Origin of the sequence: Microbispora triticiradicis, from assembly GCF_005864065.1 — a bacterium.
Lineage (GTDB): Bacteria > Actinomycetota > Actinomycetes > Streptosporangiales > Streptosporangiaceae > Microbispora > Microbispora triticiradicis.
Map to the genome: position 1 here is coordinate 1 of NZ_VANP01000014.1, position 13,713 is coordinate 13,713.

A 13,713-nucleotide genomic window follows, 5' to 3' on the forward strand; every position below is an offset into this window, starting at 1 on the left:
CGCCTCCGGCGCCCTCGTCCAGCAGAACTCCTGCGACTCGGTCGCCACCAAACAGTGGACCCTCCAGCCCACCGGCTCCATCCCGAGCGGGACGCCCACCAGCACCCCGACCTCCACCCCCACGGGCACCCCCACGAGCAACCCGACGCCGCCGTCCGGCTGGCCGGGCGCGAACGGATCGCAGGCGGTCACCAGCACGATCAGCGTCTCCGGCACGATGGATGGCAACCTGAGGCGCTACTACGCGAGTGGCGCCATGGGTGACGGCGGGCAGAGCGAGAGCCAGAAGCCGATCTTCGAGCTGGCCAACGGCGCGACGCTCAAGAACGTGATCATCGGTTCTCCCGGCGCCGACGGCGTCCACTGCCTGGGCAGCTGCACCCTGCAGAACGTCTGGTGGGAGGACGTCGGCGAGGACGCCGCGACCCTGCTGGGCAGCTCGTCGTCGCAGGTGATGACCATCGACGGCGGTGGGGCGAGGAGCGCCTCCGACAAGGTGTTCCAGCACAACGGGCCGGGCACCATGGTCATCAGGAACTTCCAGGTGGACAACTTCGGCAAGCTCTACCGCGCCTGCGGCAACTGCACGAACTCCTACCAGCGGCACGTGCAGATGTCGAACATCGTGGCGACCTACCCCGGCAAGGCGCTCGCGGGCATCAACACCAACTGGGGCGACACCGCGCGCTTCTCGAACATCACGATCAAGAACGACCCGGACCACAAGATGATCGTCTGCCTGAAGTACAAGGGCGTGCCCAAGGGCAGCGAGCCCACGGAGATCGGCAGCGGCGCCGACGGGACGAACTGCCTCTACAGCGCCTCAGACATCCACTACCAGTAGGACATTCCGGCACGTGCGAGGGAAACGGAAGGCCCGGCGGCCCCCCTCAGCCGCCGGGCCCTCCCGCACCCGCGCTACCGACCGTGGTCAGGAAGCACCGTGATCAGGAAGCACCGTGATCAGGAAGCACCGTGGTCAGGAAGCGCCGTGCCAGCCGCCGTAGTCGGCGAGGAAGAGGGCCTCGGTGACGATGGTCCGCCGCAGTTCCTCCAGCACGAGCCGCTCGTTCGGGGCGTGGATCGAGGCGCCGTCGTCCTCCGCGCCGTAGAGCAGGATCTCGGCCTGGGGGAACTGCCGGGCGAGGGCCGCGACCAGCGGGATCGACCCGCCCTGGCCGACCTGTCGCGGCGGCCGCCCGAACGCCCGCTCCAGCGCCCGCTCGGCGGCGTTCATGGCCGGGCCGCCCGGTTCGATCTGGAATCCGGAGCCGGTGACGAAGTCGCCGAAGGAGACCTTGACGCCCCAGGGCGCGACCTTCTCCAGGAAGGCCATCACGTCGTCCAGCGCCTGCCTGGAGCTCCCGCTCGCCGGGATGCGGATCGTGACGCGGGCCCGGGCGACGGCCTGGACCGCGTTGATCGCGCCGCTCACGGTCGGCACGTCCAGCCCGGTCACCGTGATCGCGTACGACGCCCACAGGCGGTCGGCGAGTGAGCCGTCTCCGACGAGCGAGACGCCGTCGAGCACACCGGCGAGAGCGCGGAACTCCTCCTCCGCCAGTGCCTCGCCGGGGAAGGCGCCGGGCTCCAGGCCCGGTACGCGTACGACGCCGTTGTCGTCGTGCATCGCGCTCAGCATGCGCATGAGCGCGGCCAGCGCGTCGGGGGCGGCGCCGCCGAAGGCGCCGCTGTGCAGGGCCTCGGCGAGCGTGCGGACCTCGATCGTGAACGCGGCCATGCCCCGCAGCGAGGTCGTGAGGGCGGGGTCGCCCACCTCGGGGTTGCCGACGTCGGCGATGACCATGGCGTCCGCGCGCAGCAGTTCGGGGTTGGCCGCGACGAAGTCCTCCAGACGCTCCCCGGCGTACTCCTCCTGGCCCTCCACGATGACCTTCACGCCGACCGGGAACCGGCCGCCGAAGGCGCGCAGCGCGGCGACGTGCATGATGACGCCGCTCTTGTCGTCGGCGACGCCACGGCCGTACACGGCTCCGTCGACGGTCGTGGGCTCGAAGGGCGGGGTGCGCCACAGGGCGAGGTCGCCCGAGGGCTGCACGTCGTAGTGCGCGTAGAGCAGCACGGTCGGGGCGCCGTCGGGGGCGGGCGCCTCGGCGAACACGGCGGGAAAGCTGCCCTCGACCGGAATCTGCCTGACGTGGGGGAGACCGGCCGCGCGCAGCAGGCGCTCCACGAGCGCCGCGGCCTCCAGGACCGGGGCCTCGGAGTGGCCGGGGAACGCGACGGACGGGATGGCGACCAGGCGCTTGAGGTCCTCGACCGTCTGCGGCATGCCGGCTTCGACGGCGCGCTCGATCTCCTCAGGTGTCACGGCGTTCTCCCGATGTGCGTGGTTTCGGTCGTTACGGCCGACCGATGGACCCCATTTGACCACACGGCCCGCCGGTGCTCCGCCGACGTCTCGACCGCCTCAATCTACATTGACGGATTTCGTTGCCGTTACAACACGATGTCGCGGAATCCGAACTTCTTGCATAGTGAAGCCACGTAATCACTTGGCAAAACGCAGAAGCGGCGTGCACACTGTGGGCAGCACGGATCACTTCAGGGAAGGTTGCGATGACGCGCCCCGACGTTCTCAAGGCCGCACAGGACAATCTGTGGATGCACTTCACGCGCCACTCCTCCTACGAGGGAGGGGAGGTGCCCATGATCGTGCGGGGCGAGGGGGCCTACGTCTACGACATCCACGGCAAGCGCTATCTCGACGGCCTGGCCGGGCTGTTCGTGGTCCAGGTCGGGCACGGCCGCGCCGAGCTCGCCGAGGCCGCCGCACGGCAGGCCAAGGAGCTGGCGTTCTTCCCGCTGTGGTCGTACGCGCATCCCCAGGCCGCCGAGCTCGCCGCCCGGCTCGCCGAGCTCACCCCCGGCGACCTCAACCGCGTCTTCTTCACCACCGGCGGCGGCGAGGCCGTCGAGTCGGCCTGGAAGCTGGCGAAGCAGTACTTCAAGATCAAGGGCAAGCCGCTGAAGACCAAGGTCGTCAGCCGGTCCATCGCCTACCACGGCACCCCGCAGGGCGCGTTGTCGATCACCGGCATCCCGGCGCTCAAGCAGATCTTCGAGCCGCTGGTCCCCGGCGCGATCAAGGCCCCCAACACGAACCTCTACCGCGCCGACGAGATCTCCGGCTTCCCCGGCCTGGAGAAGGACCCCGAGGCGTTCGGCCGCTGGGCCGCCGACCAGGTCGGCAAGGCCATCGAGATGGAGGGCCCGGACACCGTGGCCGCCGTCTTCGTCGAGCCGGTGCAGAACGCCGGCGGCTGCTTCCCGCCGCCCCCCGGATACTTCCAGCGCCTGCGCGAGATCTGCGACACCCACGACGTGCTGCTCGTCTCGGACGAGGTGATCTGCGCCTTCGGCCGGCTGGGCACGATGTTCGGCGGCCAGAAATTCGACTACGTGCCGGACATCATCACCTGCGCCAAGGGCCTGACCAGCGGTTACTCGCCCATCGGGGCGATGATCGTATCGGAGCGGCTGTTCGAGCCGTTCAAGCACGGCTCCGAGACCTTCGCGCACGGCTACACCTTCGGCGGTCACCCGGTGTCGGCCGCCGTCGCCCTGGCCAACCTCGACATCTTCGAGCGGGACGGCCTGCTCGAACACGTCACGGCCAACGAGCCGGTGTTCAGGGCCACTCTCGACCGGCTGCGGGACCTGCCGATCGTCGGCGACGTCCGCGGCTCCGGCTTCTTCTACGGCATCGAGCTGGTCAAGGACAAGTCCACCAAGCAGACCTTCAACGCCGAGGAGTCGGAGCGCCTGCTGCGCGGCTTCCTCTCGAAGGCGCTCTTCGACGCCGGCCTGTACTGCCGGGCGGACGACCGCGGGGACCCGGTCGTGCAGCTCGCCCCGCCGCTGATCTGCGGCCCCAAGGAGTTCGACGAGATCGAGTCGATCCTCCGTTCGGTGCTCACCGAGGCGTGGGCCCGCCTTTAGACCATCAAGCTCGTTCGGCCGGGTAGGGGGCGACCGTGACGAGTGACCGCCTGAAAGGACGTATTCCATGAAGATCGGTGTGCCCGCCGAGGTCAAGAACCACGAATACCGCGTCGCCGCCACCCCGGCCGGCGTCCACGAGCTCGTCCGTCACGGGCACGAGGTCAGCGTCCAGCGCGGCGCCGGTCTCGGCTCCCACATCACCGACGAGGAGTACCTGTCGGCCGGCGCCAAGCTCGTCGAGGGCGCCGACGAGGTGTGGGCCGAGTCGGAGATGATCCTCAAGGTCAAGGAGCCGATCGAGGAGGAGTACCACCGGCTCCGCGCGGACCAGATCCTCTTCACGTACCTGCACCTGGCCGCCTCCCGGCCCTGCACCGACGCGCTGCTCGCGGCCGGCACCACGGCCGTCGCGTACGAGACGGTCCAGGCGGGTAACACGCTGCCGCTGCTGGCCCCGATGTCGGAGGTCGCCGGGCGGCTCGCCCCGCAGGTCGGCGCGTACAACCTGATGCGCTTCAACGGCGGGCGCGGCGTGCTCCCCGGCGGCGTGCCCGGCGTGGCCCCGGCCAAGGTCGTCGTGATCGGCGGCGGCGTCTCCGGCCTCAACGCGGCGCAGATCGCCGTCGGCATGGGCGCGGACGTGACGATCCTCGACATCAACATCGACCGCCTCCGCTTCATCGACGCCGTCTACCAGGGCCGGCTGAAGACGCTGGTCTCCACGCAGTACGCCGTCGAGCGGGCCGTGCTGGAGGCCGACCTGGTCATCGGCGCGGTGCTCATCCCGGGCGCGAAGGCCCCGACGCTCGTGTCCAACGAGCTCGTCTCCCGCATGAAGCCGGGCTCCGTGCTCGTCGACATCGCGATCGACCAGGGCGGATGCTTCGAGGACTCCCGGCCGACCACCCACGACGACCCGACGTTCCGCGTGCACGAATCGGTCTTCTACTGTGTCGCGAACATGCCGGGCTCGGTGGCCAACACCTCCACCTTCGCGCTCACCAACGCGACCCTGCCCTACGTCGTCAAGCTCGCCGACAAGGGCTGGCGGGACGCGCTGCGCGGCGACGAGGCGCTCGCGCTGGGCCTCAACACCCACGCCGGGGTGCTGACCAACGAGCCGGTCGCGGTCGCCCACGGCCTGTCGTACACGCCGGTCCCGGAGGTCATCGCCGCCTGACCGGCGTGCCGGGCGCGGCTGGGAAGTGGAGGTCAGCGCAGCCCGAAGTGGCCGCGCAGGTCCCGCGCGGTGCCGAGGACGTGCTCGACCTCGGCGGGAGTGGGCCACGGAGCCGTGCCGGGCCGCATCAGGGTGGCGCGCACCAGGCCGAGATGCTCGATGGCGGCCAGGTGCAGTCCGCTCATCCGGGCGAGCAACTCCACCATGCCGCCCAGCACACCACCCGCAACGCCGCCCGCCGAGCCGCCGGTGTGGCCCTCCGTCAGGCCGCGGCTGAGCGACTCGCGGGCGACCAGGTCCCAGGTGCCCAGGATCTCGACCAGGGCGGCGGGCTCGGCCGCGGCGTCGCCGCGCCTGCGCGCCGCCGCCACCGCCAGTTCGGCGCGCGCCGCCTGCTCCGGCTCGGCCGGGCGGGTCCAGTACGGCGGGGGCGGGTCCAGCAGGCAGCCCTCGGTCTCCACGCAGCCGCCGGTGAGGGGCAGCACCTTCCGCAGCTCCGCCTGGGCGGCCTGGTGCCCGCGTTCGGCGGCCCGCCGGAACCAGTGACGTGCGCCCTTCAGGTCGTTGTGCTCGGAGACGAGCAGCGACCCGAACCGGTACGCCGCCTCTGGGTCGTCCGCCGCGGACCGCCCGAACCAGTGCGCCGCCGAGAGGCGGTCGTCCAGCCGCAGGCAGACCAGCCCGGCCATCCGGGGCGCCTCCTGGCTGCCCGTGTGCGCGGCCCGCTCGAAGCAGGCGAGCGCCGTGCGCAGGTCGCCGCGGGTGAGCGCGAGATCGCCCAGCCGGAAGGCGGCGCCGGGGTGGTCGGCCCGGGCGGCGAGCCGGTAGAACCCCTCCGCGCCCTTCTCGTCGCGGGCCGTGTGCAGGAGCAGGGCCAGGTGATAGGCCGCCTCCGCGTGGCCGCCGCGCGCCGCGTACTCCCACCAGTGCGACGCCTCGGCCTCGTCGCCCGCCGTGTAGCCGAGGAAGCCGAGGTCGTGGGCGGACCGCAGGTCGCCGTCCAGGGCGGCCCTGAAGTGCCAGCACCGGGCGCCCATGCCGTCGCCCTGGTCCTCGCACAGCAGGGCCAGCCGCCGGGCCGCGTGCCGGGAACCGTTCTCGGCGGCCCGCTCGAACCACAGCCGCGCACCGGCCGTGTCGCCGCGCCGCTCCAGCAGTAACGAGGCGAGGTTGGTCGCGGCGTCCGCGTCTCCGGTGCCCGCGGCGGCCTCGAACCAGCCGACGGCCTCCTCGGTCGTGCCGTGCATCCGGTGCCAGAGCCCCAGGTTGTAGGCGCTGTCGACGTTGCCCGCCTGTGCCGCCCGTTCCCACCAGTGCCGGGCGCCCAGCCGGTCGTCGCGCTCCGCGCACAGCCGGCCCAGCCGGTGCGCCGCCTCGCGGTCGCCGTCACGGGCTCTGCCGAGCAGATCGGCCTCGCTCGGTTCCAGGGGTCCGGGGATGCGCGAGACCGGTATCCCGATCCTCGCGGTCGTCTCCGCTGCTCCCACTAGTGTCATGCCAGACAGGGTGACACGTAACCGGGACGTCACGGAGCGTTATCGGGAAGACGTTGACGTCAAGGGACGCTCGAACTCGATGAAGCCCACGTACATCCCCATCCCGCAGGCGTAGCGCAGCCGTCCCTCCGGACGGGCGGGCAGGCGCACCGTACGCGCGCCTGTCACGGGGAGCACGACGTCGCGGCCGTCGACGGCGACGGCGCGGGTGCAGCCGCGGTCGCCGGAGGTCCTGAAGACGATCTCGACGGGCCGCCCGGCGGTCGCGACGGCGACGCCGGGCCGGAAACCCCGGTCGGTCGCCCAGATCGTGAGCCGCTGGACCCCGTCCGCGCCGATCGACGCGCGGGCCGCCGCGGCGGCCGGGGACCCGATCTCCGGGAGCCAGTCCCCGAGCCGCAGCCCCGATCCGGCGGTGAACAGCCCGGCGGCCAGGGCCGCGACGCCCCCGAGGGCGGCGAGCCGGGTCGTGGCGAGCCCGCGCAGGAGCAGCCCGAGCGCGGCGAGGGCCGGAGCGGTGCCGAGGGCGAGCCCGGCGAGCACGGCGGCGCCGCCCGGCGCGGAGCCCGCCGAGACGGCCACGACCTCCAGGCTCACCGTGACCCCGCAGGGCATCAGGATCGTGGCCAGGCCGAGCCCGGCCGCCCGCGCCGTGCCTGCGTGTGCCGTGCCTGCGTGTGCCGTGCCTGCGTGTGCTGTGCTTGCCCGCACCGTGCTCGTGTGCGTCGTGCTTGCGTGTGCCGTGTCCTGCCTGTCCTGTGTGTCTCCGTCTGAGCAACCGAGGTGACCGGGCGGCGCGGCCGCGCATCCGGCCCGGCCGCGCCGGGCGAGCATCCGTACGGCGAGGGCGGTCACCGCGATCCCGGCGGCGACCAGCAGGGCCGCCCGGGTCTGCGGGCCGAGCCGCACGGCCGAACCGGCCAGGCCCAGCAGCGCCCCCAGGGCGGTGTGGGCGGCGAGCCGCCCGGTCAGGAACGCCGCCACCGCGGGCAGCGCGTCCCGAACGTCCCGGGTGGCACGGGCGGCACCGGTGGTACGGCTGGCACGGCCGGTTCCGGCGGTTCCGGCGGTTCCGGCGGCGCCCGTGGCTCCGGGGGAGCCGGGGGAGACGAGGCCGATGAGAAGACCGCCCTGGACCGCGGCGCACGACGCCGTACCCGCGGCCAGACCGGCGACGAGACCCCCGGCGAACAGGGCGGCCGGGTTCACGGTCAGCCGGTGAGCGCCAGCTCGTCCAGAACGCCGGTCTTCGCGGCCTCGACGAGCGAACCGAGCTGGTCGAGACTCATCTCCACCCTCTGGCCGAAGTCGTCGGTGATCACGACACGGCGCTCGGCCGGGGCGGACACGTCCACGAACAGCTCGGGACAGCCACAACTGCAGTTGCCACAGAATCGGGCGATGGACTTCACGAGTCCTCCTCGTACGGCGGGGCCTTTGCTCGCAACGTAATGTGATCGAATGGACTCGGCCAGTAACAGTTCGCTGACCTGCCAGAGACAGGGCAGAGGCAGGGGAGAGACAACAGCGCCACCGCCGGCCCCGATGAAGGGGCCGAGCGGGCGGACCGGGTGGGCCGGCCGGGTGGGCCGGCGGGGTGACCGGAAGCGCTCAGGCCGTGCGAGCGCGGCGGTGGGCGTCGCCGAGGTAGTCGTCGAGCGCGACACGGGTCGCGCGGAGGGCCGCGTCCGAGGAGTCGAAGGTGCGCTGGGCGACGCCGACGAAGAGGCAGTCGACGATGAGCAACTGGCTGATCCTGCTGGCGAGCGCGCCCGGGCGGAACGCCGACTCGCGCCCGGCCGAGATCAGGACGTGGCCGGCGAGCCCGGCCAGGGACGACCGCGGGTTGTTGGTGATCGCGACCACGGTCGCACCGGCCCGGCGGGCGGCCCGCATCGGGCCCAGCACGTCAGGGGTCTCGCCGGTGCAGCTCACCCCGACGGCGACGTCGCCCTCGCGCAGCAGCGCGGCGCTGGTGAGCGCGAGATGCGCGTCGGTGAAGTGGTGGCCGGGCAGCCCTATGCGCAGCAGCTTCTGCACCATGTCCATGGCGACGAGGCCGGAGGCGCCGACCCCGTAGACGTCCACGCGGCGGGCGGCGGCGACGGCGTCCACCACCGAGGCGAGGTCGTCCGGGTCGAGCTGGGCCGCCGTGTCGGCGAGCGCCTGCGACTCGGCCCGCGTGACCTTCGCGATCACGTCGGTCAGCGGGTCGTCCGGGGAGAGGTCACCGGGGACGAGCCTTTCGGGGGTGTCCCTGGCCACGGCCGCCGCCAGGGCGAACCGCAGCTGCGAGTAGCCGGCGAAGCCCAGCGACCGCGCGGTCCGCACGATCGTCGCCTCGCTGATCCCCGAGATCGCGCTGACCTCGGTGATCGTGCTGCGGGCCACCGAGGCGGGGTCGTCGAGGATGAGGCGCGCGATCGTCTGGGCGGCGGGGGTGAGCGAGGGCAGCACCGCACGCACCGTCGCGATCGGGTTGACCGGCGCGGCGCCCTCGTTCTCGTTGGTCACGTCAGAGCCTCTCCTGTGCGCGATCAGCTTAGGACCCGCAGACTCACCCAGGCGCGACAACGGGAACCGGAAGACCATATTCCGAGACAAGTCCGCCGTGACGGGCACGGGTGACGCGTCCGAGTGAAGACCTCCTGGGGCAGATTACACGGCCATGACGCTTTCTTTTATCGCCGCTGATTCGCAGGGAGGTTTCCGCCATGCCCTGGCCGGTACAGGACGTGCGGGAGGTGGGCAGGTGCGGGTGCTCGGGCTGATCTCCGGGACCTCCCACGACGGGATCGACACCGCGCTCGTCGACTGGGCTCTGACCGGCGACGTGCTCACCGGCGTCGTGGAGGGGGTCGTCGAGCACACCGGCACGACGCCGTACGCGCCCGAGTCGCGGGCCGCGATCCTGGCCGCGCTGCCGCCGAACACCACGGACATGGGCGCGGTCTGCCGGCTCGACACGCTGGTGGGCCGGGCGTTCGCCGAGGCGGCGGCGGGCTGCCCGCCCGCCGACCTCGTCTGCTCGCACGGGCAGACGTTGTACCACTGGGTGGAGGACGGCCGGGTGCGCGGCACATTGCAGCTCGGCGAGGCCGCCTGGATCGCCGAACGGCTCGGCGTGCCGGTCGTGTCGGACCTGCGGGCCCGCGACGTGGCCGCGGGCGGGCAGGGCGCCCCGCTCGTGTCCGCCTTCGACCTGCCGCTGCTGGCCGGGCTGGCCGAGTCACCCGAGCAGGCCCAACCAGGCGAGTCACGCGAGCCGCGCGAGTCGGGCGAACGATCCGGACCGGTGGGGAGGCTCGGCGCGCTGAACCTCGGCGGCATCGCCAACCTCACCGTGGCGGCCGGCGTGAGCCGGCCCGACCACGCCGGGAACAGCGCAGGGAACCACGCCGAGAAGCATGCCGTGAGCCGGGACGCGGACAACGCCGAGGCTCATGCGGCGAACCGCACCGAGAACCACGCCGAGAGCCGGGACGCGGACCATGCCGGGAACAGCGCCGTGAGCCGGGTCGCGGACCACGGCGAGGACTCCACCGGGTGGGCGCGGCCGTTCGCCTACGACACGGGACCGGCCTCGGCGCTCATGGACGCGGCCGTGCTCGCCGCCACCGGCAGGCCGTACGACGAGGACGGCCGGCTGGCGGCGGCGGGGCGGGTCCACGACGGCCTGCTGGCCGAGTTGCTCGCCGAGCCGTACTACCACCGCCCGCCGCCCAAGACGACGGGCAAGGAACTGTTCCACGCGGGGTACCTCGACCGGGTGGCCGGGCCCTACGGGCTCGGCCTGCCCGACCTGACGGCGACGCTGGCCGCGCTCACCGCCGAGACGGTCGCGGCGGAGATCCGGCGGCACCGGCTGGGCACGGTGGTCGTCTCCGGCGGCGGCACGCGCAACCCGGTCCTGATGCGGGAGTTGCGCGTGCGGTCCGGCGGAGTGCGGCTGCTGCCGAGCGACCGCCTCGGCGTGCCGCCGGACGCCAAGGAGGCCGTCGCGTTCTCCTATCTCGGCTGGCTGACCGCGCATGGCCTGCCGGGCACCGTGCCCGCGTGCACGGGCGCGTCGGGGCCGCGGGTGCTGGGCTCACTCACCCCCGGCCGCGGCCCGCTCCGCCTGCCCGCCCCGCTCGCCGCGCCGCCCCGGATCATCCGCATGCGGGCAGGCGGGCGCCGTCCCACGCGCTGACGGCCCGGCCGGGCCCGTCTCAGCGTGCGGCGCGCAGCGCCGCGATGAACCATTCGAACGCCGGCACCGAGGGCGGGAACGGCGGCCGGTCGTTGAGCACGCCGAGCAGCTGCCAGTAACGCTCCACCCGGCGGTCGGTGAACCTCTCCAGCGTGTCGGCGAGCCGCACGCGCTCGTCGGCGGACAGGCCGGGGCCGACCAGCCGGTCGACGATCTGCCCGCCCTCCGGCGACTCCGGGTCGATCCCCTGGTCCAGGGCCCGCCCGGCCTCGGTCAGGATCGCCTGCGAGTCATGCGGCACCGAAGGTTCGGCCTGACTGGTGGCCATCTGGCGCACCCGCTCCCGGAAGCCGGGGTCGGCGACCAGCCCGGCGAGCTCGATCCAGGCTTCCACCTGTTCGACGGTGGGCTCGTCCGGCAGCTCTTCGGGCAGCCCGCGCATCGACTGCGCGATCCCCGCGCCGGGCGCGGCGGGGTCGGTGCCGGCGAACACCTCCTCGACGAAGTCGTCGACGATACGCCGCCGCTCTCGTGCGGACAGCCGGGACAGTTCGTGCATCAGTCTCATCTCCTCAGCGGTGCAGTTGCCTTCCGCGACCGACCGCATGACGGCACGCCGGGCCTGGAGGACGCGGATCTCCGCGTCGAGCACGGCGACGTGCGTCCGCGCCACCTCCGTCAGGCCCGTCCGCCTGGTCACGACCCGCTCCACGGTGGGCAGGTCGAGCCCGAGGTCACGCAGCGTACGCACCAGGTGCAGCCGGGCCACGGCCTGCGTGTCGTAGAGCCGGTAACCGCCCGCCGACCGGCCGGCCGCCGGGAGCACCCCGGCGTCCGACCAGAACCGGATCGTGCGAACCGGCACGCCGGTCAGGCGCGCCAGTTCCCCGATCGTGAGCGGATTCGACTCGCTGCGGTCGTTCACATCCACACCCTGGACCCTCCAGTCGGTGGAGACTCAAGCCCTTTCACACGAGCCAGCCGGGCTTCACCAGACCCGACTCGTACGCGATGACGACGAGTTGCGCCCGGTCGCGGGCGTGCAGTTTGGTCATCATGCGGCTGACGTGCGTCTTCGCCGTCGCGGGCGACATGTAGAGACGGGTGGCGATCTCGTCGTTCGTCATGCCGGCGCCCACGAGGGCGAGCACCTCCCGCTCCCGCTCGGTCAGCGGGGTGAGGCCGGTGGTGACGCCCGGTTCCTTGGCCCGGGCGGCGTACTCGGCGATGAGGCGGCGTGTCACACCGGGGGACAGCAGCGCGTCGCCACCGGCCACCACCCTGACCGCCTGGATGAGCTCGGCCGGCTCGGTGTCCTTGACCAGGAAGCCGCTCGCGCCGCCGCGCAGCGCCTCGAAGACGTACTCGTCCAGTTCGAACGTCGTGAGCATGATGATCTTCACGTCGGCGAGACCAGGGTCGCCGGCGATGTGGCGGGTGGCGGTCAGGCCGTCCGTGCCGGGCATCCTGATGTCCATCAGCACCACGTCGGGGCGCAGGTCCCGGGTCAGCAGGACGGCCTGCTCGCCGTCGCCCGCCTCGCCCACGACGGTCATGCCCTCCTGCGCGTCGAGCAGGGCCCGGAACCCGGCCCGCACCAGGGCCTGGTCGTCGGCGAGCAGCACGCGGATCACTTCGGTTCCTCCGGTTCCGTGGACGGGGGCACTGACAGCAGGGGTGTCGGCGGCGGGGGTGTCGGGGGCGGGGGTGCCGGCGGCAGGGGGAGGCGGGCCGCAACGCGGAAGCCGCCGCCCGGCCGGGGACCGGCCGACAGCGATCCGCCGAGCGCCGCCGCCCGCTCGCGCATGCCGGGGATGCCGTTGCCGCCCCCCAGCCCCGCCACCGCGCGCGCCGTCCCGGCGCCGTCGTCCTCGACCACCAGGCGCAGCTCCTCGGCGGCGTACGCGACGTTGATCGTCACGCGGGAGCCCGGCGCGTGCCGGGAGACGTTGGTGAGCGACTCCTGGACGATCCGGTAACCGGCCCGGTCGATGCCGGGGGGCAGCGGGCGCGGCTCCCCGGTGACCTCCACGGTCACGGGCAGGCCGCTGCCCGCGGCGAGGCCGTCGAGGAGGGCCATCCCGGCCGTGGGGGACCGCGGCGCGCCGTCCTTCAGCAGGCTGAGCACCCCGCGCATCTCGGTGAGCACGTCTCGCGACGCCTGCTTGATCGCGGTCAGCGCGGTGCGGGCCTGCTCCGGATGATCGTCCAGCAGGTGCAGCGCGGTGGACGCCTGCACGTGGATCAGCGAGATGTTGTGGGCGAGCACGTCGTGCAGTTCCTGGGCCATGGTCAGCCGTTCCTCGCTGGCCTGCCGTCTGGCCTCCTCGCGGGCCACCCGCCGGCGTTCGGCCAGGCGCTCGCGGCGCACCCGGTGCCACTCCGCGACGGTCAGCGTGAGCAGCAGGTACGCGGCCACCGCGGTGTGGTGGAAGAGCCCCGCCCGATGGGGGATGAACCAGGTGGCGTAGGCGACCACGAACAGGAAGAACGCCCCCGACGCCGACCACGCCGCGCGGCGGTGCCCGTTCCCCACCGCGCTGACGATCACGATGATCGGGCTGAGGAACACCGGTCCGTACGCGTAGCCGAACAGCATGTAGACCGAGGTCGCGGTGAGCGTGACGACCAGCGCGACGACCGGGGCGCGGCGGCGCAGCGCGATTGCGCCCGGCCCGACCAGCAGCAACAGGCAGCCCCACCAGGTCAGCGGCACCCGACCGAGGTCCGGGTTGCGCAACTGCCAGTACTGGGCGGCCACCGTCAGGAACACCTGGGCGATCCCGACGACGACCGGCAGAACGGGATCGACGCGGTGATACAAGTCGGAACGGGAGCGCACATCCGCACGCTAGGCCCTCTCCGCCGATGGTCGCATC

12 protein-coding genes are annotated in these 13,713 nt (G+C 72.7%); 4 read left to right on the top strand and 8 right to left on the bottom strand.

Annotated features, from left to right (window positions below; all coding sequences use genetic code 11):
• On the top strand, positions 1-844 hold an 844-nt coding region (locus tag FED44_RS28290), incomplete at its 5' end, for a pectate lyase (protein ID WP_208759230.1).
• Positions 845-979: 135 nt separating this feature from the next.
• On the opposite strand, the gene FED44_RS28295 is transcribed toward FED44_RS28290, so the two are convergent.
• Positions 980-2,332: a M20/M25/M40 family metallo-hydrolase gene (locus tag FED44_RS28295; RefSeq protein WP_138462634.1), complete on the bottom strand. Its 1,353-nt coding sequence runs from the start codon at positions 2,330-2,332 to the stop codon at positions 980-982.
• Positions 2,333-2,580: 248 nt separating this feature from the next.
• Between FED44_RS28295 and FED44_RS28300 the strand changes: the two genes are divergently transcribed.
• Both FED44_RS28300 and ald read left to right on the top strand, forming a co-directional pair.
• The gene (locus FED44_RS28300) at positions 2,581-3,963 is read left to right on the top strand and encodes an aspartate aminotransferase family protein (RefSeq protein ID WP_111699455.1); all 1,383 of its coding nucleotides are present in this window, start codon (positions 2,581-2,583) and stop codon (positions 3,961-3,963) included.
• 67 nt (positions 3,964-4,030) lie between these two features.
• Positions 4,031-5,146 carry an alanine dehydrogenase gene (gene ald / locus FED44_RS28305; protein WP_111699456.1) on the top strand — a complete coding sequence of 372 codons (1,116 nt, stop codon included), beginning with the start codon at positions 4,031-4,033 and terminating at the stop codon, positions 5,144-5,146.
• Positions 5,147-5,178: 32 nt separating this feature from the next.
• Here ald and FED44_RS28310 read toward each other — a convergent pair whose 3' ends face one another.
• The 4 genes from FED44_RS28310 to FED44_RS28320 all read right to left on the bottom strand — a co-directional run bounded on the left by FED44_RS28310 (position 5,179) and on the right by FED44_RS28320 (position 9,156).
• Positions 5,179-6,642: a tetratricopeptide repeat protein gene (locus FED44_RS28310; RefSeq protein WP_138462635.1), complete on the bottom strand. Its 1,464-nt coding sequence runs from the start codon at positions 6,640-6,642 to the stop codon at positions 5,179-5,181.
• A 39-nt stretch (positions 6,643-6,681) separates the two neighbouring features.
• Entirely contained in the window at positions 6,682-7,851 is a 1,170-nt protein-coding gene (locus FED44_RS28315; protein WP_167521622.1) for an urease accessory protein UreH domain-containing protein, read from the bottom strand.
• A 2-nt stretch (positions 7,852-7,853) separates the two neighbouring features.
• Positions 7,854-8,054, bottom strand: coding sequence for a hypothetical protein (locus FED44_RS36095; RefSeq protein WP_167521623.1), 201 nt, complete (start codon positions 8,052-8,054; stop codon positions 7,854-7,856).
• 199 nt (positions 8,055-8,253) lie between these two features.
• Positions 8,254-9,156 (bottom strand): MurR/RpiR family transcriptional regulator, encoded by a 903-nt coding sequence (locus tag FED44_RS28320; RefSeq protein WP_244302334.1) that lies wholly within the window; start codon positions 9,154-9,156, stop codon positions 8,254-8,256.
• Positions 9,157-9,394: 238 nt separating this feature from the next.
• Between FED44_RS28320 and FED44_RS37760 the strand changes: the two genes are divergently transcribed.
• A complete protein-coding gene (locus FED44_RS37760) occupies positions 9,395-10,834 on the top strand; it encodes an anhydro-N-acetylmuramic acid kinase (protein ID WP_244302336.1) in 1,440 nt (479 codons plus the stop codon).
• Positions 10,835-10,853: 19 nt separating this feature from the next.
• Here the strand turns inward: FED44_RS37760 and FED44_RS28335 are convergent, their stop codons facing one another.
• The 3 genes from FED44_RS28335 to FED44_RS28345 are packed head-to-tail and all read right to left on the bottom strand — an operon-like array spanning position 10,854 to position 13,676.
• On the bottom strand, positions 10,854-11,759 hold the full coding sequence (locus tag FED44_RS28335; RefSeq protein WP_138462638.1) for a helix-turn-helix domain-containing protein: 906 nt from the start codon (positions 11,757-11,759) through the stop codon (positions 10,854-10,856).
• Between the two features lie 43 nt (positions 11,760-11,802).
• A complete protein-coding gene (locus FED44_RS28340; RefSeq protein WP_111700738.1) occupies positions 11,803-12,468 on the bottom strand; it encodes a response regulator transcription factor in 666 nt (221 codons plus the stop codon).
• Entirely contained in the window at positions 12,465-13,676 is a 1,212-nt protein-coding gene (locus tag FED44_RS28345; RefSeq protein WP_244302338.1) for a sensor histidine kinase, read from the bottom strand. The genes FED44_RS28340 and FED44_RS28345 overlap by 4 nt, the downstream gene beginning before the upstream one ends.
• Positions 13,677-13,713: the final 37 nt, after the last annotated feature.